Annotated in this window: 22 protein-coding genes; 7 read left to right on the forward strand and 15 right to left on the reverse strand. The window is 37.9% G+C overall.

Features of this window, described 5'->3' with window-relative positions:
* Positions 1-5 precede the first annotated feature (5 nt).
* Together FNW07_RS05570 and FNW07_RS05575 are read right to left on the reverse strand one after the other, a co-directional pair.
* A complete protein-coding gene (locus FNW07_RS05570; protein WP_126743849.1) occupies positions 6-1,565 on the reverse strand; it encodes an NAD(P)/FAD-dependent oxidoreductase in 1,560 nt (519 codons plus the stop codon).
* 103 nt (positions 1,566-1,668) lie between these two features.
* Positions 1,669-3,228 carry a T9SS type A sorting domain-containing protein gene (locus FNW07_RS05575; RefSeq protein ID WP_126743850.1) on the reverse strand — a complete coding sequence of 520 codons (1,560 nt, stop codon included), beginning with the start codon at positions 3,226-3,228 and terminating at the stop codon, positions 1,669-1,671.
* A 71-nt stretch (positions 3,229-3,299) separates the two neighbouring features.
* On the opposite strand from FNW07_RS05575, the gene FNW07_RS05580 reads away from it, so the two are divergent.
* Positions 3,300-3,542, forward strand: coding sequence for a hypothetical protein (locus FNW07_RS05580; protein WP_126743851.1), 243 nt, complete (start codon positions 3,300-3,302; stop codon positions 3,540-3,542).
* Positions 3,543-3,578: 36 nt separating this feature from the next.
* Here the strand turns inward: FNW07_RS05580 and recQ are convergent, their stop codons facing one another.
* Positions 3,579-5,774, reverse strand: a complete 2,196-nt coding sequence (gene recQ, locus FNW07_RS05585) for a DNA helicase RecQ (RefSeq protein ID WP_126743852.1) — start codon at positions 5,772-5,774, stop codon at positions 3,579-3,581.
* A gap of 86 nt (positions 5,775-5,860) precedes the next feature.
* Here recQ and FNW07_RS05590 point away from each other — a divergent pair, with 86 nt between their 5' ends.
* The 4 genes from FNW07_RS05590 (at position 5,861) to lptB (ending at position 8,810) form a co-directional block, all read left to right on the forward strand.
* Positions 5,861-6,826, forward strand: coding sequence for an SIS domain-containing protein (locus FNW07_RS05590; protein ID WP_185964626.1), 966 nt, complete (start codon positions 5,861-5,863; stop codon positions 6,824-6,826).
* On the forward strand, positions 6,826-7,641 hold the full coding sequence (gene tatC / locus FNW07_RS05595) for a twin-arginine translocase subunit TatC (protein ID WP_126743853.1): 816 nt from the start codon (positions 6,826-6,828) through the stop codon (positions 7,639-7,641). Before FNW07_RS05590 ends, tatC begins: the two co-directional genes overlap by 1 nt.
* Positions 7,634-7,981 (forward strand): carboxymuconolactone decarboxylase family protein, encoded by a 348-nt coding sequence (locus FNW07_RS05600; RefSeq protein ID WP_126743854.1) that lies wholly within the window; start codon positions 7,634-7,636, stop codon positions 7,979-7,981. The genes tatC and FNW07_RS05600 overlap by 8 nt, the downstream gene beginning before the upstream one ends.
* An 88-nt stretch (positions 7,982-8,069) precedes the next feature.
* Complete coding sequence (lptB, locus tag FNW07_RS05605; protein WP_126743855.1) at positions 8,070-8,810, forward strand: LPS export ABC transporter ATP-binding protein; 741 nt, start codon at positions 8,070-8,072, stop codon at positions 8,808-8,810.
* Positions 8,811-8,872: 62 nt separating this feature from the next.
* Here lptB and FNW07_RS05610 read toward each other — a convergent pair whose 3' ends face one another.
* Positions 8,873-9,742: a glycoside hydrolase family 25 protein gene (locus tag FNW07_RS05610; protein ID WP_126743856.1), complete on the reverse strand. Its 870-nt coding sequence runs from the start codon at positions 9,740-9,742 to the stop codon at positions 8,873-8,875.
* Positions 9,739-10,461, reverse strand: a complete 723-nt coding sequence (locus tag FNW07_RS05615) for a phosphatidylcholine/phosphatidylserine synthase (protein ID WP_126743857.1) — start codon at positions 10,459-10,461, stop codon at positions 9,739-9,741. Before FNW07_RS05615 ends, FNW07_RS05610 begins: the two co-directional genes overlap by 4 nt.
* Positions 10,462-10,734: 273 nt before the next feature.
* Here FNW07_RS05615 and FNW07_RS05620 point away from each other — a divergent pair, with 273 nt between their 5' ends.
* Together FNW07_RS05620 and FNW07_RS05625 are read left to right on the forward strand one after the other, a co-directional pair.
* Positions 10,735-11,733: a PorV/PorQ family protein gene (locus FNW07_RS05620; RefSeq protein ID WP_126743933.1), complete on the forward strand. Its 999-nt coding sequence runs from the start codon at positions 10,735-10,737 to the stop codon at positions 11,731-11,733.
* 40 nt (positions 11,734-11,773) lie between these two features.
* On the forward strand, positions 11,774-12,907 hold the full coding sequence (locus tag FNW07_RS05625; protein ID WP_255512728.1) for a DUF4105 domain-containing protein: 1,134 nt from the start codon (positions 11,774-11,776) through the stop codon (positions 12,905-12,907).
* Between the two features lie 8 nt (positions 12,908-12,915).
* Here FNW07_RS05625 and FNW07_RS05630 read toward each other — a convergent pair whose 3' ends face one another.
* From FNW07_RS05630 to FNW07_RS05675, 10 genes are all read right to left on the reverse strand, one after another.
* Positions 12,916-14,310 (reverse strand): sugar transferase, encoded by a 1,395-nt coding sequence (locus FNW07_RS05630; RefSeq protein ID WP_126743858.1) that lies wholly within the window; start codon positions 14,308-14,310, stop codon positions 12,916-12,918.
* Between the two features lie 54 nt (positions 14,311-14,364).
* Positions 14,365-15,369 (reverse strand): glycosyltransferase family 4 protein, encoded by a 1,005-nt coding sequence (locus FNW07_RS05635; protein ID WP_126743859.1) that lies wholly within the window; start codon positions 15,367-15,369, stop codon positions 14,365-14,367.
* Positions 15,341-16,687 (reverse strand): O-antigen ligase, encoded by a 1,347-nt coding sequence (locus tag FNW07_RS05640; protein WP_126743860.1) that lies wholly within the window; start codon positions 16,685-16,687, stop codon positions 15,341-15,343. The genes FNW07_RS05635 and FNW07_RS05640 overlap by 29 nt, the downstream gene beginning before the upstream one ends.
* Positions 16,677-17,747: a glycosyltransferase gene (locus FNW07_RS05645; protein ID WP_126743861.1), complete on the reverse strand. Its 1,071-nt coding sequence runs from the start codon at positions 17,745-17,747 to the stop codon at positions 16,677-16,679. The genes FNW07_RS05640 and FNW07_RS05645 overlap by 11 nt, the downstream gene beginning before the upstream one ends.
* Positions 17,747-18,880: a glycosyltransferase family 4 protein gene (locus tag FNW07_RS05650; protein ID WP_126743862.1), complete on the reverse strand. Its 1,134-nt coding sequence runs from the start codon at positions 18,878-18,880 to the stop codon at positions 17,747-17,749. The genes FNW07_RS05645 and FNW07_RS05650 overlap by 1 nt, the downstream gene beginning before the upstream one ends.
* The gene (locus tag FNW07_RS05655) at positions 18,880-19,434 is read right to left on the reverse strand and encodes a serine O-acetyltransferase (RefSeq protein WP_126743863.1); all 555 of its coding nucleotides are present in this window, start codon (positions 19,432-19,434) and stop codon (positions 18,880-18,882) included. The genes FNW07_RS05650 and FNW07_RS05655 overlap by 1 nt, the downstream gene beginning before the upstream one ends.
* Positions 19,435-19,543: 109 nt before the next feature.
* On the reverse strand, positions 19,544-20,545 hold the full coding sequence (locus tag FNW07_RS05660; RefSeq protein ID WP_126743864.1) for a glycosyltransferase family 2 protein: 1,002 nt from the start codon (positions 20,543-20,545) through the stop codon (positions 19,544-19,546).
* Complete coding sequence (locus FNW07_RS05665; protein WP_126743865.1) at positions 20,542-22,077, reverse strand: glycosyltransferase family 2 protein; 1,536 nt, start codon at positions 22,075-22,077, stop codon at positions 20,542-20,544. The genes FNW07_RS05660 and FNW07_RS05665 overlap by 4 nt, the downstream gene beginning before the upstream one ends.
* A complete protein-coding gene (locus FNW07_RS05670; protein ID WP_126743866.1) occupies positions 22,074-23,222 on the reverse strand; it encodes a glycosyltransferase family 4 protein in 1,149 nt (382 codons plus the stop codon). The genes FNW07_RS05665 and FNW07_RS05670 overlap by 4 nt, the downstream gene beginning before the upstream one ends.
* Before the next feature lie 67 nt (positions 23,223-23,289).
* Positions 23,290-24,393, reverse strand: a complete 1,104-nt coding sequence (locus FNW07_RS05675; RefSeq protein ID WP_255512729.1) for a glycosyltransferase family 4 protein — start codon at positions 24,391-24,393, stop codon at positions 23,290-23,292.

The raw sequence follows: 24,393 nt of genomic DNA on the forward strand, positions 1-24,393 counted from the left end.
AAATATTAAACAATACGTTCCGCAATCTTAAGTGCACATTTCTCCCCATCAATTGCCGCTGAAATAATTCCGCCTGCATACCCTGCCCCTTCGCCGCATGGATATAATCCTTTGATCTGCAAGTGCTCCAAAGTGTCATCATGACGGGGAATACGAACCGGCGAGGAAGTTCTCGATTCGGGTGCATGAAGAATCGCTTCATTTGTCAGGTATCCTTTCATAGATTTCCCAAATTCTGTAAAACCATCGCGCAAAATCTGGGTCAAAAAACCGGGGAATACCTGTCCCATTTCTACCGACGTCGTGCCGGGAACATAAGACGTTTTCGGGATTTCGGAAGAGACTTTGTTTTGGGTAAAATCAATCATGCGCTGTGCAGGAACTTTTTGGGTTTGTCCTGCCAAATGCCATGCTTTTTGTTCGATTGCCTTTTGAAATTCCATTCCGGCTAAGGCTCCAAATTTAGCATACGGCTTAAAATCTTCCAGTTTTAATTCAATCACAATCCCTGAATTGGCAGTAGCCTGATCTCTTTTGGAAGGTGACCAGCCATTGGTAACCACTTCGCCCGGACTTGTCGCACAAGGCGCAATTACACCACCGGGGCACATGCAAAAAGAATACATTCCGCGTCCGCCCACCTGTTTCACAATAGAATAAGGAGCTGGCGGAAGCAGCGCTCCGCGATAATCACAACTGTATTGAATGCTGTCAATTAACGATTGCGGATGTTCGGCCCTTACACCCAGGGCAAAAGGTTTTGCTTCTATAAATATTTTTTTTCTGTCCAATAATTCAAAGATATCCCGGGCAGAATGCCCTGTAGCAAGGATAATATTATTAGCATTAATCGTATCACCATTCTGGGTAACGATACCCTGAACTTCATTATTTTTTATAAGAATATCAGTCAGTCGGGTTTCAAAAAGGACTTTACCGCCCATTTCAATAATTTTCTCCCGTATATCCTGAATAATCTGAGGCAGTTTATTGGTTCCGATATGGGGATGGGCTTCGACAAGTATGTCTTCAGTAGCACCAAAGGCCACCAACAGTTCCAGAATTCGGGTTACATCACCCCTCTTTTTCGAACGCGTATATAATTTCCCGTCTGAATAAGTTCCTGCACCACCTTCACCAAAACAATAATTACTGTCTATATTGACAATATGATCCACATTTATCGCCTTTAAATCCCTTCTTCTGCCACGGACGTCTTTTCCCCGCTCAATCACAATTGGTTTTAATCCCAATTCAATTAATTGCAAGGCGGCAAACAATCCAGCGGGACCGGCTCCAACAACAATTACTTCTTGGGCAGTAATTACATTTTTATACTCTGGCAATTGAATTTTTTCTTCAAAAAAGGGCTCATCCTGAAAAAAAACTAACGCTTTCAGGTTGATTTTTATCGCTTTCTGCCGAGCATCAATGGACCGTTTCAGGATGGTTAAATGCTGTATTTCTTTCGGGGAAACGCGTAATAATTTTCCAATATGTTCTTTGAGCAGCTGTTCATTGGCAGCGACTTCAGGAGATACTTGAGTAAGAAGTTCTTTGGGCATTGATGTAATTTTAATAGTGCAAACTTATAACAATATTTATGCAGATAAGACAGAAAAGGCCTAATACAATGTTTAGGCCTTTCGTTGATCATTTAATTTTAATTTATTTCTTGATCAATTTTGTATTAATGATTTTATCTTCTAATTGAATTTTTACAAAATAAATTCCGCTTTGCAAATCAGAAATTGAATAATTTTGAACTTCCTTATCTGAACTTAGAGTTTTTACCAACTGTCCGTTTACATTGTAAAAGGAAACTTTTTTAATCGCTTTTGCAGTATGATTTTCGATAAAAATAAGGTCTGATGCAGGATTTGGGTAAATGGAAACACCAGGTTCTGACTCCCAATTATCTGTTCCTAAAGCCACATTGGCATCTAAATAATCTTTTATTCCATTAGAATTTGTATCGTCATCGATTGGATTATTATTCCCATTGTAATCCTCGTTAATGGTAAGAACACCATCTCCGTCATCATCTTTATCAAGATAATTTAAGATTGTATCTCCATCAGTATCTAAATAAGCACTGGTGTTTTTACTATTTTTTCCTGAAGAAAACACATATTCAACTTCCGTTAAAACCATATCGCCGTCATCATCATTATCGGCAAAATTTGGAATACCGTCATTGTCCGTATCATCATTAGCGAAATTACCATCTCCATTTAAATCTTCCGCGTTTGTCGCAACAGAATCTAGATCAAAATCATTATTACAATTTAAGACCCTTAGCACCACTTCTTTAATTTGCCCGCTATTGTTGGCATAAATCGTTTGTAATGAAGTTACAGAATTGGTATAATTAATAGCCGAAATTGCATTTGTCTGTGATTGAGCATCACTTAGCGTTGCGTAAAATGATACTGCAGCAGGATTTCCAACTGATAAATCATTTTGGGCTATTTGAAGATTAAAACTTTCAAAACCGTCCGAATTCGAATCACACTTTGTATAAAAATATTTATTTGCATCGACAGGTCTTTTGTATCTCCAGCCTTCCTGTAAAGCGGTCCATGCACCTGTATTGCGATTTGGAGGCGTAAATGCAATGGAACCTGTACTATTAATAATTCCCGACACCGCTTTTCCTGCATTCCAGGTAGGACACAACTCCTTTTTAATAATCTGAATATCAATTAGATTAAACGTTTCATACAATACCATTTGAAAAGAACTTTTTGGTGTAGTACAACTATAATGAGAATGATTATTAAAAATTACTACAAACTTTCTGTAAGGAGCGCTGCCTACCACTCCATAAGTTAATGTTCCCTGCGCGTTACTATTATCCAAATCATGAAAACTACCTAAAATAGAATTTTTCACTGGGAAAGTTGTGCTAGGAATTGACCCATTAAATGACCATGGTGAATTTGCTGCCGCAAGATTAGTTCTGAAATCTATAAATCCATTGGTACTGACAACTGCCTGATTGTATAGATTTCCGAAAAAATCAAAATCAAATGGTAATTGAATGACTGCAGAATATTTATCATCAGCTGTTCCCTGAATCGGAACGGAGGCGGAATATATCTGGTGCGGAATTGGCACTACTGAATAATCATTTTGTGCGTTAGATTTTATAAAGATGAAAAGCAACAGGAGCGTTAAGATGTTCCCTTTTAGAACCAAGTGCTTAATTATGTAATTATATTTCATTTAATTTTTTTTCAAATATACTATAATATCACATCAGGATTAGCGTTCTTAATTATCTTTGAAAAAAAAATATGTCTCGACAAATCAAACTCATTTGGGATTTCCGAGGTCCTGCCTCCACCAAAACCGCGGAACATCATGAAATCCATCTGAAAGAATATATCGCAGCAGAAAAACTGCCTGTGGACATTACCGGAGTTAAAATCATAGATGACCTGTATGCAATTGCCTTTATGGTAGTAACTGATGAAAACATGCTTCAGGTGCGGGATGCATTAAGGCCACATCGGGGTGAGGTTTATAATCCTCAATAAAAAAAGGATATTTTGTAAATCAAAATATCCCTTTTTTTAGTTTGCCACTTCGCTGATAAACTTAATCCGCATCAGGCGCAGTTCGTCGATGTCATATTCGCCATCAAATTCCTTTAAGGCATCTTCAATTTTATCAGTATCGGATTCCATGAAATAGTCGTGGATTTCTTCCTGCTGGTCGTCATCCAGCATTTCGTCCACCCAATATTTAATATTCAGTTTGGTTCCGGCATAAACAATCTGTTCCATTTCCTTAATCAGGGTATCCATCGTAAGCCCTTTCGCCTTGGCAATATCATCCAAAGATAATTTTCGGTCTATATTCTGAATGATGTACAATTTGTTAACTGAATTTGCTCCTGTGGATTTCACAACCAAATCATCCGGACGGACAATATCATTCTCGTCCACATAGCGATTGATCAGATCAACAAAATCCTTACCGTATTTTTTTGCTTTCCCTTCACCTACTCCATGTATATTACCCATTTCATCCAGGGAAACCGGATATTTCAGCGCCATATCTTCCAAAGAAGGATCCTGGAAAACCACGAATGGCGGAACTCCAAGCTTTTTCGCCACTTTTTTACGCAGATCACGCAGCATATTCATCAATGCTTCATCCGCTGTTCCTGAGGATTTGGAGGCTGTCACAATAGCTTCGTCTTCGGTTTCGTTATATTCATGATCTTCAGACATCATGAAGGAAGCCGGTTTATCTATAAAATCCAGTCCTTTTTCGGTTATTTTAAGGATTCCGTACGTTTCGATATCTTTCGACAATAGTCCTTCCACCAATACCTGGCGTATCAGTGCCATCCAATGGCGTTCTTCCAGATGTTCCCCACTTCCAAAGAAACTTTGAGCATCTGTTTTATGAGCTTTTATTACGGCATTGACTTTACCAATCAGCGTGTAAACAACTTCTTTTGATTTGTATAAATGTTTGGTATCCCGGACAACCTTAAGTAATTTAAGCACTTCATCCTTCGCCTCCTTTTTGGTTTTCGGATTGCGTACATTATCATCCATGTCGGCACCTTCCCCGTTTTCACCGTCAAATTCCTCTCCGAAATAATGCAGAAGGAATTTTCGACGCGACATCGAGGTTTCCGCATAAGCGACTACTTCCTGCAACAGGGCAAAACCAATTTCCTGTTCGGCCACCGGTTTCCCGGACATGAATTTTTCTAATTTTTCAACATCTTTATAAGAATAATAAGCCAGACAATGACCTTCGCCGCCGTCTCGCCCTCCACGACCCGTTTCCTGATAATAGCTTTCCAGAGATTTTGGAATATCATGATGAATCACGAAACGAACGTCCGGTTTATCGATTCCCATTCCGAAAGCGATAGTTGCCACTACCACATCAACATCTTCCATAAGAAACATATCCTGATGTTTGGCTCTGGTTTTCGCATCAAGTCCCGCATGATACGGAACAGCGCTGATGCCATTAACTTGTAAAACCTGTGCAATAGCTTCCACTTTTTTACGGCTCAGACAATATATAATCCCTGATTTTCCTTTATGTTGTTTGATGAAACGGATAATATCCGATTCTATGTTTTTTGTTTTGGTGCGTACTTCATAAAATAAATTAGGCCTGTTGAAAGAGGCCTTGAACGTATTGGCATTGGACATATCCAGATTTTTAAGGATATCTTCCTGTACTTTTGGAGTAGCGGTTGCCGTCAGGCCGATAATAGGCACATCTCCCAATTGCTTGATGATGTGTCGCAGATTTCTATATTCCGGTCTGAAATCATGCCCCCATTCGGAAATACAATGCGCTTCGTCAATGGCAACAAAAGAAATAGGCACCGATTTCAGGAAGGTAACATATTCTTCCTTGGTTAAGGATTCCGGAGCAACGTAAAGCAATTTGGTCAAGCCGGACAAAATATCTTTTTTTACCTGTGTAATCTCAGTTTTAGTAAGGGAGGAGTTCAATACGTGAGCGATACCGTTTTCTGAAGATAAACTTCGGATGGCATCGACTTGATTTTTCATTAAAGCAATAAGAGGAGAAACAACAATAGCGGTTCCTTGATGAATCAGGGCTGGCAGTTGGTAACATAGTGATTTACCTCCGCCTGTAGGCATAATAACGAAAGTATTGTTCCCTGTGATGATACTTTTGATAACTTGTTCCTGCAATCCTTTGAATTGGTTGAAACCAAAATACTTTTTTAATTCTTTATGGATATCAATTTCGTTTGAATTCATTCGTTGTTAAGGGTATTTTATATAAATTTGTGGCATATAAAGATACAACTTTCTTTAATAAATACAAACTTTATACCCTTTCTGTTTTGACAACAAGAGAAAACATATTGGCTACAGCCAAAAAAACTATTTTATCTGAAAGTAAGTCAATTAAAAAACTTGCTGAGTTTCTTACCGAAGATTTTGCAAAAACTATCGAAATTATTTTCAATTCCAAAGGACGTGTCGTGGTTACCGGAATCGGGAAAAGTGCCATCATCGCACAAAAAATTGTTGCCTCCTTAAATTCGACCGGGACGCCATCAATGTTTCTCCATGCCTCGGAAGCCATTCACGGTGATTTGGGAATGGTTCAACCCGATGATGTGGTTATCTGTATTTCAAAAAGCGGAAACAGTCCCGAAATTAAAGTTTTGGTGCCGTTATTACAACGCTTCGGAAATACGCTGATTGCCATTACCGGAAATACAACTTCATTTCTGGCAAAAGGTGCCGACTTTGTTCTCGATACCACTATTGATTCGGAATCCTGCCCTAATAACCTAGCGCCCACCAACAGCACTACGGCTCAATTGGTCATGGGAGATGCTTTGGCAGTTTGTTTGATGGAAATGAGGGATTTCAAAAGCGAGGATTTTGCCAAATACCATCCGGGAGGCGCATTGGGTAAGAAACTATTGCTGCGGGTGGGCGATATGCTGGACCAGACGCACAAACCAACAGTTGCACCAGATTCAAATATCAAAAAAGTGATTTTTGAAATTTCGGAAAAAAGACTCGGCGTAACGGCTGTAGTCGAAAACAATCGTGTCATCGGAATCATTACCGACGGAGATATCCGTAGAATGTTGACGGATCGTGATACCTTTGCGGATTTAACAGCTAAAGACATTATGACCAAAAACCCAAAAATGATCCAGCTCAGCGATATGGTCGTTCATGCCTTGAATATCCTGGAAGATTTCTCCATTACGCAATTAGTTGTTGTGGATAATGATGAATACAAAGGCGTACTGCATTTACATGACATTTTAAAAGAAGGAATCGTATAATGAAAAAGAAAAACCTTAACGAAATGTCATTCCTGGATCATCTTGAAGAATTAAGATGGTTATTGGTAAGAAGTACCCTTGCCATTGTCATCATGGCGGTTGCGACCTATTTTATCAGTGATTATCTATTTGAAACGATCATTTTCGGCCCTACCAGACCGTCTTTTTTCACCTATACTTATTTTTGCGAATTATCGCATCAAATAGGTTTTGCTGACAGTATCTGTATCACCGAGATGCCATTTATCATTCAGAATACCGAAATGGAGGGACAGGTAAATGTATTTTTATGGATTTGTATCCTCGCCGGATTCATCCTCAGTTTCCCTTACATTTTATGGGAAATCTGGAAATTCATCAGTCCGGCTTTATACCCGAAAGAAAGAAAAAATGCTAAAGTATTTATCTTTTTTTCGTCGTTATTATTCTTTTTTGGAGTGCTTTTCGGTTACTTTGTTGTGATACCGATGTCAATCAATTTCGTTGCCACTTTTAAAGTCAGCGAAGTGGTGCAGAATCAATTTACCCTCGACTCCTATATTGGCATGGTAAAAACATCGGTGCTTGCCGGCGGACTGTTTTTCGAATTACCAATCATCATCTTTTTCCTGACCAAATTAGGATTAGTAACCCCTAAATTCTTGAGGAAATACTGGAAATATGCTGTGGTGATCATTCTGATCGTTGCCGCCATCGTTACGCCGCCGGATGTCGTAAGCCAAACAATTGTCGCTATTCCTATGCTAATAATCTATGAAGTGAGTATCTTTATTTCGGTACTTGTTTATAAAAATAAAATTAAAGAAAATGTCTGATATTGTAAAAGAATTCAACGACTATCGCGCTAAAATGAATGAAAAATTATTAGCGGATAACAACAAAATCGTGAAACGGATCTTCAATCTGGACACCAATGCGTACGCGGCTGGTGCTCTTGATGTAAAAACCAAAGAACTGCTAGGTTTGGTGGCTTCTGCTGTTTTACGGTGTGATGATTGTATCAAATATCATTTGGAAACCAGCCACAAAGAGGGCGTGACCAAAGAAGAAATGATGGAAGCAATGGGAATTGCAACCCTCGTGGGCGGGACTATTGTGGTTCCCCACTTACGCAGGGCTTACGAGTTCTGGGAAGCTTTGGAAGACAACGCATAATAATCTATTGTTAATTTGTTGATGCATTCATTCCTTTATTTGTTAATTTGCCGAATAATCGAATCAACCTTCATCTAATAATCGGAACATGATTTTAAGAGCAGAACATTTAGTCAAAACATACAAGGGAAGAAGCGTCGTAAAAGGGATCTCCGTAGAGGTAAACCAAGGCGAGATTGTTGGACTTTTGGGGCCTAACGGTGCCGGAAAGACCACGTCGTTCTATATGATTGTAGGATTGGTAAAGCCGAATGCCGGAAATATTTTTCTGGATGACATGGATATCACTGACTATCCGATGTATAAGAGAGCCCAGCAGGGCATTGGCTATTTGGCACAGGAAGCTTCCGTTTTCCGAAAATTAAGCATTGAGGATAATATTCTCAGCGTTTTACAACTGACGAAGTTGTCTAAAGCAGAGCAGGAAGCAAAGATGGAATCCTTGATTGATGAATTCGGCTTACAGCACATTCGTACCAACAGGGGCGATTTGCTTTCCGGAGGAGAAAGGCGCCGTACCGAAATTGCACGCTGTCTGGCTACGGATCCAAAATTCATATTATTGGATGAGCCTTTTGCTGGAGTTGACCCGGTGGCGGTTGAAGATATCCAGAGAATTGTAGCCCAATTGAAAAATAAAAACATCGGAATTCTAATCACTGACCACAACGTTCAGGAAACACTGGCCATTACTGATAAAACGTATCTAATGTTTGAAGGCGGAATTCTTAAAGCCGGAATCCCGGAAGAGCTGGTGGAAGATGAAATGGTACGACGTGTTTATTTAGGTCAGAATTTCGAATTAAGAAAGAAGAAAATAGAATTTTAATCAATTATATTTCTAAGTACGGAGAACAAGATGAATATTCTTAGTTCTTCGTATTATTTTAATTAGTTCCTGGTGTTGTATCCCAGCTGTTTTGGAGTTCCGTTATAGATATTTACATCTACATTTCCTTTAATTCCCGGAACTGATGCTTTTTCTGTAAACTGCCAAAACAACCACTTTTTATCAATCTCCTCAACAAAAAAATTATAATTGGCAATCCAGAACGGGTATTCACTAAATTCGTCTTTGAGGAAATCATTATAATAACTTTCGCCGGTATAAATAATCGGTTTCATGTTGTAATGTTTGTCGACGGCCTTCAGCCAACGTCTTAATCCCACTTTCAGACTGTCAACGGATTGGTCTTTGGGTAATTTCTCGATATCTAAAACCGGAGGCAGATCGCCTTTTTGAAGTTCTACAGTTTTTATAAAAAGCTCGGCTTGTTCCAAAGAATTTTCGTTCGGACGGTAGTAATGATAAGCGCCACGGATAATTTTCCTTCTTTTGGCACCGCGCCAATTCCGGCTAAACTGACTGTCAACTTTATCCTTCCCAGCTGTAGCCCTAATGAATACAAAGCCAAGAGGATAATCTTCTTCAATTTTTCCTACTAAAGTCCAATTGATTTTTCCTTGAAATTCGGATACATCAAAACCGATGACTTTGTCTTCATGTTTGTGAAGCACCTGAAAATTACGAACATCTGACATCTTTTTTTCTTCGGCGCGTTCCCTTAAAAATTTATCGGATTTGAAACTGAAATAATACGCCAATCCGTCTCTGTAATGATAAATCGTTCCGAATAAAAATAGGATAAAAAAAACGATCGACCCATAACGCAAACGCTTTCCCGAGAAAGAAGAAGTTTTTTTCTTTGCTCTGGATTTACGTCTTACAGGTGTTTTTTTTCTTGCAACCGGCTTTTTCATGCAACAGTATTACTTTTTTTGAAAGCATTCATTACCACAGATAACAAAACATAAAATACAATTACCAAAGCAATTCCTAAATACTCAAAGAAAAACAACAGCAAAAGAGAAATCAACAGAAAAAACATCTGCAGGGCATTATCCTTAATGTTGAATTTTTTAATTTTTAAAGAAAATAATGGTATCTCTGCATTCAGAATAATAGCACTTAGGACCGCAATCCCCAATAAAACCCATTGATTAGTTAGCGTTCGGTATACAATATCCGATTCTGTATAGTGAAGAATCAAGGGTAAACTCAGGATGAAAAGAGCGTTTGCAGGTGTTGGCAAACCAATAAAGGAATCCGTCTGACGGGTATCAATATTAAAATTGGCCAAACGATAGCACGAACCTAAAGTTACGATAAATCCTAAATAAGGAATAAGGTTATAGGGAGATGTATCAAATTGTGTGTTGGACAGTAAATAATACATCGCAAAACCGGGGACAACACCACTGGTAACCATATCGGCCAAGGAATCCAATTGCAAACCCAGCGGACTGGAAACCTTAAATAACCGGGCAAAAAAACCATCAAAGAAATCAAAGAAGATTCCCAGGCAAACAAAGTAAAAAGCCATTTCAAAATTTACCGCAGTAATAAAAACCAACGCTATACAGCCGCAAAAAAGATTTAAAAGCGTAATTAAATTCGGAATATGTTTCTTAATGTTCATTTGATATCAAATATTTTGAAAGTTGAACAAATTTAGTACAATAAGTTAAAGAGAAGAGCGTTTTTTAATTGATATTTTAACGGACTTAAACTTCTTTAGTATTTATTTAGTTAAAGGAAGAATACACCTCATTAAAAATCCATATTTTTGATAAAAAATACAAACCGTGGTTTGTAAAAATAATTTGCTTTGAAAAAAAATTTATTCTTTCTCTTCCTTCTCACATCAACTTTAGGCTTTAGCCAAGCGGTCAGGAAGTACTCGAACGAATTCATGAATATTGGGGTCGACGCCGCAGCCTTAGGAATGTCTAATGCAGTGACATCCAGTACAAATGATGTGAATTCAGGGTATTGGAATCCTGCGGGTTTGATTGCTTTGGAAGACAAACAGGTTTCCTTGATGCATGCCAGTTATTTTGCCAACATTGCCCAATATGATTATGCGGCATTTGCAATGCCGATAGATGAACGAAGTGCCTGGGGCGTTTCCATGATTCGTTTCGGGGTCGATGATATCTTAAACACTACCCAATTAATTGATGACCAAGGCAATATCGATTACAATCGTATCAGTTTATTTTCCACTGCGGATTATGGAGTGACTTTTTCCTATGCTCGAAAACTACCTGTTCCAGGTTTCCAATATGGTGTCAATGCTAAAGTTATCCGACGTATAATCGGAAAATTTGCCAATTCCTGGGGTTTTGGTTTTGATGTGGGGTTACAATTTGAACGAAATAACTGGAAATTCGGCTTAATGGTGCGTGATATCACAACCACTTATAATGTTTGGACCATCGATGAAGAGGAATACAATAAAATCAAGGATGCAGTAGAAGGGCAAAATCAGGAGCTTCCTGAGAGTACCGAAATCACGCTTCCGAAAGCGCAATTAGGAATGTCCAAAAAATTTGATTTTCATAATGATACCAGTCTTTTGGCCGCATTCAATTTAAATATGCGGTTTGCTAAGACCAATGACTTAATTTCAACGGACGGTTTAAGTATCGATCCTGCTTTGGGGCTAGAATTTGGGTATACCGATTTGGTGTTCCTACGTGCAGGCGTGGGTAATTTTCAACTTATTGAGCAAATTGATAATACCGTTTATAACCCGTCCTATAGAGTAGGTTTTCAACCCAATGTCGGATTGGGATTCAAGTACAAAGGCATTGAAATTGATTATGCCCTGACAGATTTAGGAAACCAAAGTGCCGCACTTTATTCGAATATTTTTTCTGTAAAAGTGGATCTTAGTATTTTCCGATAAACACAGCCGTTTAATTGTATTGTTTCATATATCCATTTCAATGTATCGCTTAAAAATTATTTTTTTATCTTTCCTTTTTCTTTTTACTGCTGTAATTACTAAAACCCAAAGCCAGGTTTTGCTTTCGGAAGGTAGCAAAGTCAGTGTCCTCACCTGTGGTACCGGGAACGAAATGTATTCGTTGTTTGGCCATACCGCCATCCGGATTATGGATGACGAAAACCACATTGACCAAGTGTATAATTATGGTACATTTGATTTCAATACGTCCAACTTTGTGCTTAAATTCACAAAAGGCGATTTGCAGTACATGGCAAGCAGCAACACATATAATGATTTCTTCAATGAATACCTATATGAAAAAAGAGCCGTTTATGAACAGATATTAAACTTATCATCACCCCAAAAACAAGACTTATTTGATCGATTAGACAGGGCGCTCCTTTCTGATGAACGTTATTATACCTACAAATTTATTGACAAGAACTGCACCACAATGGTAGTGGATATACTGAATGAAACTTTAGGAAAGAAGGTAATTGTAAAAACAGCCGATACCGAAAAAACATACCGTGAAATATTGTATCCTTATTTTGCAGATCACTTTTTCGAAAAATTAGGTACGAGTATCATCTTCGGCAAAAAAGTAGATCAAAAAGGCACCTTACTTTTCCTGCCTTTGGAATTAAAACAGAGCCTCAACACGATAAAGTATAATAATCAGCCTATCAGTTCACCAGAAAAAACTATACTGGAATTCCAAAAAGAAGAAGCACCGTATTCTTGGTGGAATAACATGTATACATACTTGTTAATTCTTTCAGCTATCGTTATCGTCAACAATAAAAAAGTATACATAAGTTACTTTTTCCTGTTGGGATTATTAGGATTGTTCTTGTTTATTGTTGGATTTTATTCGTTTCATAAGGAATTGGAATACAATTACAACATCTTGTTGTTCAATCCGGCCTTCATGCTTTTGACTTATTTTTATCTGAAAAACAGAAGAACAGGCATGTATTACACTGCATTGTTCAGCATTATTTCATTAGCAGTTTATTTCCTACTGCTAATGAATAAAGTACACTTATTGATAGCGCTACCGATAATAGTTGTGAATAGTATTGGTTTAATCAGGCTGATTATTCAAAATCGGAATCAGGCGGCAGCTTAAAGTGTGACTTATTGGCCTCTGTAGAATAAAATAGTGCTTACGGTTTTAATTGCAATATTGACATCCAAGAAAATACTTCTGTGCTTAATGTAATAAAGGTCATATTGCAGTTTAATCAAACTTTCCTCAATAGTTTCCCCATAAGAGTAATTTACTTGCGCCCAACCTGTCAAACCAGGTTTTATCACATGGCGGGTTTCGTAAAAAGGCATTACCTCAGCAATAGCACTAACAAAAAAAGGTCTTTCCGGTCGTGGTCCGATTACAGCCATATCTCCTTTTAGAATATTGATAAATTGAGGAAATTCATCGATTCTGGATTTACGTAGAAATTTTCCAAATGGTGTAATGCGCATATCGTTTTGGACAGCAAAAATTGCCTCCCCTGTTTCGGCATTCTGAACCATGGTTCTGAATTTTAATATTTCAAAAACAACTCCATTCTTTCCTACCCTTTGCTGGGTATAAAATAAAGGTCCACGGCTTCCTAAAAAATTTCCGATTAAAATAAAAGGCACCAAAGCCAATCCAAGGGTAAGTCCTACTACGGAAATCAGGAATTCTAAGATGCGTACACCTACGAGGTATAATTTGTTTTGATTACTCCTGCTAAAAGGGAAATATCTATAGAAATCCCGAGCTACGTATTGAACGGGGATTCGGTGCGTGCTGCTTTCATAGACTTGGGTATACTCCCGAATGACAAAGCCATTTTCAAGTAAATGCAGAAGCTTATTGTAAAGCTGTACCGTAATTCCTTCGGTATGTTGGGAAGCAATAACAATATCGCAAATGGAATGTTTTTTAACAAATTCCTCTATAGTGTCAATGGTAATGTTCTGGATATTATTATAATGGCATATATTTCCATTTTCTTTATCAGAATCAATGTATCCCAATACCCTGTAATGAGGGTCGGCACTTTCCAAAGCGGTTATCAATTCTTCCGCCTGATTACAATCGCATACTAAAACTACATTTTTCACAAAACGATGGGAAGCAAAAAACTTCAGGTACAACATGCGCCATACAAACAATGCCGAAGAAATAGCGATAAAAAAATAAATGATCTGCAAACGATTGCTAGGTAGTTCCGGGGTATAAAATGGGGTCAATAAATAGAATAGTACCGTCGTGGAAGCAGTAAGGATAATACTTTTAATAATTTGGTACTGATTGGCAGCTGTTTGCAGGTTGTACATTTCGAATACTGCACCAAAAAAAGTAATATAAAAGCCCAAAACAATTACCCAATAGTAATTATCTCTTGTCATTTTAAAATATCCGAAATCAAAAATAGAACCGACAAGGTAGAGTGACAGAAAAACAGACAGTACATCAAAAACCCTTAAAAGAATTTTGCGTTCCGATATTTCAAAATGAATTTTTTTCTGCGATAACATAGTGTGGTAGCCTATTTGCATCGCAAGATAACCAAATAACTTAAAAAAGAAAGACTATTGTAAAATTTTAAGCCAATTTTCTTTTACCATTTTCCAGTCAAAAGACTCTGCTTTCGTTCGTGCTCCAGACGTCAATTTCTTATACAACTCGGGCTTTTCCAAAAGTTTTTGAATTCCTGAGACCATACCATGCGTGTCTTTATCTGCTACTAAAATTGCGTTGCCCTCATGCTCTAAAAGAAAGGGGATTCCGCCAACATTTGTAGAGACTATAGCCATTCCTAAAGCCATTGCTTCGATTACGCTGACAGGCATATTGTCAAAATGAGTGGTATTGATGAAAATGTCGTATTCCTGAGCCAACTTTGTCCAAGCCTTTTTACTCAATTTTCCGGTAAAGACAATATCTAATTTCTTATCATGGGCCATCTTTTGCGTAAGAAACAAACTGCCGTCCTTATCCGGTCCTACCATACACAAGACCGCTAACGGGTAAGTTTTTTTTATGGCGTCGAGAACTTCAACCGCCATTGCAGGGTTGTAGATTTTGGCGAAAGACCGTACCCACAATATCTTCGGCTGTGGGTTGTTCCTCTCTTTATATGGATACTGCCTGATTTCAATTACATTAGGGATGTATAGGACATTTGTATAATGCTTTCTGAAGGCTTCCAATAAATAGTGTGAGGGCGCAACATTATAATAGGAATGCTGAAAAATCATTTTACAGATTTCAGGGTTTTTCGTAAGTCTTCGCGGTAAATTTCCACCATGTAAAAAAGGAATGTATTTTTTTCCCAATAAGCGACAAAGCTGGCTCGTTGCAAAAGCATACCAAAAGCTAGATGTACTGTAGGTATCAATTATTACATAATCACTTTTGCGATTTTGAAGCACAGACAAAAGCATATGCAGCATTCTTACGTACTCATTTTTTTTTGTTGAAGCATAAATTACTTTATATCCTTCGTTCTCCAAAAGTGGTCCCAGCGTTTCTATAGTAGTTTCGGTGATACCGTGCTGGGCCAATTTATTCCCTATGTACAGTAGGTGTTTCAAAGTTAATCACTTTTATTAAAGAAAGTCCATAAACAAAGGCGGGTGCGGCGAGACGCATAGCCGCATGATTGATTGTCAGTATCCAGAACACCAAAAAGGGGAGTATAAAAATATTTTGCTTATTGTCTAAATATTGGGTTAATGGTGTGAAGAATAAGATAAGCAAACCTAGAATCCCTAAAGATCCATGCTCAGCCAGCATTCTTGTTAATTCGTTATGGGAAGCCGCATCAATACCCGTGAGCTGTTCTCGATATTCCCTGTTTTTACCAACCCCAATTCCTAAGATAGGGTTATCCAAAAACATTTGGAGTTCTGTTTCAATTAACTCTTCCCTGCCTGAAAGACGACTGGCTTTCTTTCTTCCCGCAGCATCCTCATTCGCATAACGCTTATTGATAAAGCCACTGGTTTGCACGGAACTGTATGTCCAAACCGCTACCGAACCTATAAAAGAAAAAAGAACAATAACTCCGATTTTAAATTTTCCAAAAGGACTTGTATAGACATATACCGCCCCTAAAAGCAAAATAATCATAAGTATACCTGTGATTATACCACCTCGTGAAAATGTCACGACACCCCGAAAAGCGAAGAATAAAACCAGACCGGCATTTACCAGTTGCAACTTTTTTGTTGGAGAATTGAGCAACATTTGTACAAAGAAAAGAAAAATACCAAATCCCAATATTGTTGCCATTTGATTTGGACCATATCCTCCTGAAGTTTCAAAATTGGAATATGTTCCTGTTACCACCTCTTTAACACTGGGGGCAAACAGATAAATAACGACTACAATTGCTATCAATGGCATACAGAATGCAGTAATTACATCTTTTACCCGTTCAAATGTGATTTGGCGTTGATAACAATAGATTGCCGAAATACCTAAACAGACTGGCCCCGTTATATTGAACGCTATTGCTTTTCGGATATTAGTTTCAAAATTAAGTGTGACTGTAGACACCACAATGCCGGGAACCAGCAAAACGAGAAACAACCAATACATATATGAATTCTTTGACAGGCCTGTAAAAATCATTCCCGTAAATAAAAAAATCATGATGGTATACTTGGCGAAATCATTAAAAAACATTCCGTCAGTCATTCGGAGAAGTACCTCTGCCCCTACCACGTAGGCAGATAAGACAAGCGCTTCATTATTTTTATTGCGGGTCTTAACCAAATGGTACATTCCAAAACCAAATATGAAAATGGTGTAGATTTTTGATAATGCAGGTATCAGAAAGATCGCAAATCCGATAGCAGCATGTATCAAAAGTAATACAATATAATTGTTGGGATTTCTAGCTTTCATTATTTAAAACTGCGAAAAAATTTTTAAAAACGGTCTCTTTGGTATAGTTCAAATGTATGTCTTTTTTTAATTGTTCACCAAGCGAATTTCTCAAATCAACATTTTCAATTAAATCTTCTAAGGCTTGTTGAAATCTGACTTTGTCTTTAGGCGGCACTAATAATCCATTCTTCTGGTTGATTACTTTTGGGATTTCCCCCACCGCTGTGATTATAACAGGCAACCCGAAATACCCATATTCTAATAGTGAGACCGGAAGACCTTCTGAAATAGAGGTCAAAACTCCTATAGTTGATTGTTGTATAGCCGTAGCTACTGCATTAGAAGACCCATAAATAAAAACATTGTTTTCGAGTCCATTACTGACAATTTGGTTATGAATATCCGCAGAATACTGATCTCTAAAATCTTTTCCAATCAAATGAAAAGTCCACTCGGGATGAGAAAATTTTATGTTTTTAGCTATTTCCAGCAACATGCTGTGGTTTTTTTGCGGACGCAAATTAGCGAGACAAAGTATTCGTTTACCTATTTGCCCCTGTAGCACAATACTTTCTTTATTTGCATCCATGAGGACAAAATTAGGCTGGTAAAATACCTGCTTGCAAAAAAGATTTTTAATAGCCCATTTTTTCAGAAGTTCATTTACGACAATAATTCTGTAAAAAAATAATGAGCCAAATTGAAGTAGTACTTTTTTTCTTTTTTCTAAAAATTCACTATTCCCGTAATGATCATGCCATACAATTTTAATTTTTGGATAAACCAGTTTTAAGAATATGGCTAATAAAAATGAACTGCTGTGTGCCTGAATAATACTTATCTGATTTTTTTTTACAAAATCGCGTAAAAGCAAAAGGGCCTTAATATCAAATGTTGATTTTCTATCCAAGAAAAGATAATGAACACTATTATGCAATTGGGTTTTCAAGGGACCTTCCTTACGGGTAGCAACTAATCCTGAGAAAGGTACGTGATCTACCAGACCATTAGCATAATTAACCGCCATCCGTTCCGCGCCGCCCGCCTCTAAACTATCTATTAATTGAAGAATGCGCATTATTTTTTTAATGATTTAAGATGGACCAATTTTTCAATTTCTTCTTCAAAATAATCTAACGTATATTTTCTGGACCATTCTTCTGCCTTTAAAACCTGCGATTGATAGATATCTTCATTGTCCAACAGGTTTTTAATCTGCTGCACATCTTTTCCATTTTCCATCGTCAATACAATTCCTCTTTCTCCTTTATCTAACATATTTGGAACACAGGATACCGGACTTACAATTGGCAAACATCCCCAGAACATAGCCTCAGCAACCACTTTAGGCCAGCCTTCACTTTGCGAGGGTAAGATTAAAAAATGGCTGTGCTGATAAGCGTTTCGAATAGTCTCCGAAGGCATATTGCCATGCAAAGTCACCTGAGTTTGCAACTGTTTTTCCGCAATGATTTTTTCAAGTACGGTTCTTTCATTGCCCTCCCCATAATAATCGAGTTTTACATTATAACCCATCTGTTGTAACTGTTCCACCAGCGCAATTGCATATTGTGGTCGCTTCCCATGTGATAGTGTACCGATAAATAAAAACCGTATTGTTCCTAGAAAGTCTTTTGCTATTATTGGTATTTTGTCGCTTTCGTTATAAGTAGCGGTAAAAAAAGGTTTAATGTTTTCGGTACTTCCATCCCATTCACCATAAACTAAAACCTGCATGTTTTTCGTAAGGAAAGTATTACTCAGAATCCATTTTTGTAAGCGGTAACTCCAGGGCTGTGCACTGTTCGGATCCCAATTTCCCGCGTATTTAGCCGTTTTTGGTGTATTTGGAAAAGCGATTTGAACAATAGCCCCCAATAAACCGATATTTCCCGGGCATCGCAAATGAATATGATTGGCTTGACGCATGGCCTTGAAAATCTTAACACTGTTCTGCACTGCGGCATTCATGGCATTAAAAAGTTGGCCGAAGGATTTTATATCAAAATCTTTTAAGATAATATTATTTGGGGTCGAAAACGGAATGGTTTTTACCAATAACCCTCTGTTGGTTTCCCACGTCGGAGAACAGAATTGCAATTCGCCCGCGTGCTTATTCCATATTTCCATTTCTTTGACATAGGGGCTGTATGCTTTCCATCGGTTGCCCGAGGGAATTAAAGGCGCTGATGAGACTACAAGTACTTTCATTAGATATATCCCTCGCTTCCTTTATCTGAAATTATTTTGGCTGGAACGCCCAACATCACACTATTGGATTCCACATTTGTTGTAACCAAGGAACAGGCGCCTATGAGCACATTATTACCGATTGTAATTCTACCTGCAACAATGGAATTGGCTCCAATATAGACCTTATCCCCAATCACCGGAACACCTCTATTATTTTCTACACCTGAGACACCGATTGTAACTCCGTGCGATATATTGCAATTACTTCCAATAGTACTGCTTCCATTGAGTATGATTCCGCCAAAATGCCCTATATAAAAAGAACTACCAATTTTAGCCGAAGCCGGTATGGAAATCCCTGTAATCATTTCAATGAATTTTTGCCAGAACAGGCACGATAAAAGCAAAAGCTGCCTCAAAACCGGAATACGGATTCCTACATAAATCGCATGCGCAATACGGTATTGGAAAATAGCCCAAAATCCCTGCGTAAAAAAAAGAATGGAGAAGAAATGCCCTCCATATTTTTTATATTTTTTATAATCGGATTGTATCAGTTGGAAAACGGTCATGTTTAAGCTGCATTTCTGTGCGGTAAATATAGTATTTCTTCTTCTAACAGAATGTCTCTTATCCGATTAAAGAAACATCAATTTGCAAAAGTCAATGGATTTAATTTCTTTACAAATCGACTTTCGGTTTATTAGTAATAAGGCTCCACCAACCCGCTGACCTACCCAACGCCTCCGTTAAAGCTGTCTTTCTGTTTTTTGTCGTCAGGCTGTTGCCAAAACGGATACCCATAAGTAATAATGTGATGGCATGCCATTTCACTTGAGCTAACAATGATGGATTTGGATTTTTTACGCGCCAGACATACCAGCCGTTGCGCACCACCATCTTTCCGTATGAGTATTGGTTGGGTCTTCCGGAAGGATGATGATAATGACCTAAACGTGCGGCTGTATTGACGTAGAGTTTACCTAATTTCGCAAGTCGTAAGGTAAAATCCGCATCTTCGTAAAGTCCGTACCCTTCGAAATAAGTCGAAAACTGCAGTGTCTCAAAAATGGTTTTACGGAATGAAGACACGCCTCCCATCAATTGTTCCACTTCATATGTTTTTCCGGATGGGGGAAGAAACCCCACACTTCTGCCATGGGAAAACTCGGGCGAAAACCCAGGTGGCCGATCACTGTCCAATCCTACTCTTTTTCGTAAAACAAAACGGCTCCCATCCGTTCTTTTCCAGCCGTCGAAATAAAATTCATTGGGAAGCGGACTGTAATTCTTACCAATATGATCCCATTTTGTCTCATTAAATATATATCCGCCAACACCCAAAGCTTCGGGATGAAGCTGATAAGTTTTTAATAATTGTTCAAAATAATCCGGCTCCAAAATGGTATCATCATCGAGAAAACAAACAATGTCCATCCCATCTCCCACTCGGGCGATTCCATAATTCCTTTGTTTAGTTAAACCGCGATGAACGGGGTCTACTACAAAATAATGAAGATTTTCAAATAGGTTCTCATTTAATGCCAATGCAGTTTTCGCATCATCTGACCCATCGATAATCAGAATCTCATCCGGATACAGACTTTGCTGCTGGACGGAATTTAACAATTGCAGTAGTGGTTTCGGACGTTTATACGTACATATGATTAAAGAAAATTTCATAATGAAGGTTCATTTTTCAACACGTTGGCCCAATGCAAGCTCTGCATCCATTGGTCTTGAAAAGTATTGTAATATTGAATTGGGTTTTTAGTTTTTTGGCGCTTGTAATACTTAAAAAACAACGTGGTTTTATACCCAAAGAGTTGTTGCTTTGTACGATGCTCCAGCAGAAAAAGCATTACAGTTGGTGATGGTTTTGGTTGAATCACATCCGTTTGCCATCTCAATACCGGCTTGGTCCTGAAACCACCGATTGGCGCTTTCAAATGCGTTATGAATGGCTGCGGTAAGTACAAAACATCACACCCCTGATTGCGCAGCTGCATTCCGAAATCGCCATCTTCTCCGAAACCAAATTCGTATCCAGTTGAAAACCTACAGTCTTTTAAACTTTCGGCGAGGACAAAACTACAACCGGAACCAAAACCGACCCATTGAAAAATAGTATTACACAAAGGTTTTTCACCCTTTTGAAAACAAGCAATAGAAACCGCCTTTGCACTTATATGATGGATGTTCAAAATTGTTTTTTGGATAAAGTCAGGCTCAATCCGGATATCGTCATCAGCAAAGAAAACCCATTCCCCGGTTATTTGGTCCAACGCAAGATTACGGGCATTGCAAACTCCGGCTTGTTGCGTAAAAGTATGCTTTATAGTAAATGGCCAGCTTTCCTCTGTAAGATATTCCAATTCAGAAACACTTCCTGGCATCGGATTTTGCTCTACTATTATTACGTTTGAAGGTAAAAACGTCTGTTGTTTTAAATCGGACAAAAAATCATATAAATATTTTTTTCGTCCTATCGTGGGAATAATAACATCAATGACAGACGGAGCAATTGAATCCTTGAAACTCATTTCGATTCCTTCCAAATGTAAAGGTATTTTGGTTCGGCTCTTGTAAAAAAGAGCTGAAATCATCGCAATCATCGGGAATCGCTTTTGATACATCATGAAATTCAGCAGCAATAAAAATATCCATTGTACTTTGTAATGCTGCTTTACAAAACGAAAAAGCGTTAAATTATCCGCTTTAGGCGAAAAATGACTTTCTTGATTTTTTAATAATCGCGGTTCGGAATAACATAACAATCCCAAGGGCATCGCGATTTTTGCAACGGAATTTAAATAATAGTCAAAATCCTTCCCAGGTTTAATTTTCTTGGCCGCTAAAAGTACTGAAGTATGAATAACCCCAACTATACTGCTCATTTGCCAGGTCGCATACCTAACATCCTTTTTCACATTGACAAACAAGGAATCTTCAACATACCCTAAAGCATCATTCAAAAAATTACCATTCGGATTATATGATAGCAGCATTTTATTATGATGAAAAAGACTGCTGATGGCCTCTATATTCAAATTTGGTTTATATTCAATATGGCACCAAGCTATAATCTCTTCCGGAAATTGAACAGCGAGTCGCTGTAAAACGACGGCAATGGATTGATTTGCATCAAAATCAATGTTTTGAGCACTCGATTGTACTTCAATAATTTTATTATCCGAATGATATGCTACAATCAATGCTTTTCAATTAATGATTTATAAAATGTCATATTCTTTTCGGCGACTTTTTTCACATCAAATATAGCTGTAACCCTTTTGTGAGCATCCAATTCCATTTGTTTTCTTAAAGCCAAGTTTTGCAAAAGTGAGATGATTCTATCGGCAAATAAATCATGTTCTTTCGGATGAACCAAAAAACCAGAATTTCCGTCTGTTATGATTTCTGTCGCCCAACCAATATTGGAAGCCACTACCGCTTTTTCCATAGCCATGGCTTCTAACCAGGAAAGTGGTAATGCTTCTGCAAAAGTAGGGAAAACACAGACTGTCGCTTTTTGTATGTGAGCTTTTATTTCGGCAAAGGGAACCCCACCAAAATAGGTTACATTTTGAAGTGCGCCTTTTGAAAATAAGGGTTGCATCATTTCCCAAGTAGAGGAAGATCCTGAAATAATATCTGCAGAATCCCGTCCTACCAAATACAATTGGGCGTTGGGTTGCTGCTCGATCACTTTGTTAAAAATCAGAGGGAGTTCAAATAATCCTTTTTTACGAATCAGGGTCCCAAAATAAAGAATAATAGGCAAATCCGAAATAATATTTGAAACATTTTTAAAATCGGCAATATTTATACCATTGGGAATAATGGTAAAATTTTTATTTAGCCCAAAAAGACGGTTGGTCATTGCGGCGGTATAGGCACTTACAGATACGTGCTTATCAGCTTTTTGAAGAGCTCTTTTTTCGTGAAAACGATTCAGCCATTTAACCGGACGATTGTCCAAATGGCAAAAATAGGTGTCGCTGCCGTGCAAACGGATAACTACTGGGCAGTTGGGCTGGATAAAGGACGTGATTCCGGTCCAGTCTGGTGCTTCCAGGATATCTAATTCGTTATTGGCATGCAGCGAATTGATCGTTTTTTGGAGTTTTTTTCTGGTCAGATACCATGAAAGTCCTTTCAGTTTTATGTTTTTTATTTGATGAATAGTGATTCCTTCGTCATCAAATATAGTATCTGCCTTTTGACCATACACCAAAACATGGACTGAACAGCCTTGTGCTTTAAGTCCTAATGCAAGGGTTTTGATGCTCGATCCAATACCTCCGGAAGCGCCTGTTTTAGCGTGTGGGTATTCGGGGGTCAGGAAAGCTATTTTCATATAGTTATCATTATTGGAAATTAAATGCAGAACATCTACTTCCTGAAGGCGAAAGGTCTATTTGATCTTATTTTTTAATATCTCCTTGTTCGAGTAACAGATTAAAATGATTCTCAACCATTTTTTCCAAAGAAAAACTATTTTCTATTAATTCGTTAGTGTTGACCTCAATTTTTTCATGTCCTAAGTATAATTTTTCCAAAATATCCCTTAGGCTTTTTACGTCTTTCGCTTTATAAATGGAACCGTTTTCTCCATCCACTATAACTTCTTCATTCCCTCCAACATTTGTGGTTATTACAGGAACATTGGCCGCCAGACTTTCTAATATCGACAAACTGAAACATTCCATATGTGTGGGTTGTAACATATAATCATATTGACAAAACAATTCACTCAGATTGGGCCGGCTTCCCATAAATTGAAAGACATTTGACAATTGGTTTTCCTGTACTTTTTGAACTAAGACGTCTCTATAAGGTCCGTCTCCATAAATATCAATTTTAATTTCATTTTTAATAGATTCGGGTAGTAGGGACACTGCTTCAATTAAATCCTGAATCCCTTTGGATTCACGCAAATGAGACGCCACCAAAAAAGTAGGCTTAAGTACATTTCTATTTGTCCTGACCTTAATACCTTCGATAAGTACACCATTATAGATAGTTTTTGTCTTGGGGTTGAGATGATTCCCAAAATCCTTTAAAATTTCGTTTACCGTATAATCTGACACCCCAACAAATAAATCGATATATCTTGAAAACAAGATGCCTTTAACTTTTTTCTCTACTATTTTCCGAATTGGATATCCTTTGATAGGCCGCGGATTATGATCGATTGCGATAATTTTGGCCTTCGAAACCTGTTTCAATTTATAATAAAACGGAGTACACAGTTCAGCAAAATGGGTAATCACATGAGAATATTCATGCTCATTGTCGCTGCAGGTCTTTAGAAGGAAAGCTTCTACACTTTGCTGGTTCCCTTCTTTAATTGTTAACTTGGAATAAGCGCCATGATTCGAAACATTTGGAAAAAACCAATCTATATGGATATCATGGTCTTTGCATTTCTGGTCAAAAAGCCAGAAAAAATGATCCATTCCACCAACCCTGTCCGGAAGGAGTTGGTAATTACATAATAAAGCTATCTTTTTTGGGGATGTATTCAT

The sequence above is a fragment of the Flavobacterium sp. GT3R68 genome, assembly GCF_007109225.1.
GTDB lineage: Bacteria > Bacteroidota > Bacteroidia > Flavobacteriales > Flavobacteriaceae > Flavobacterium.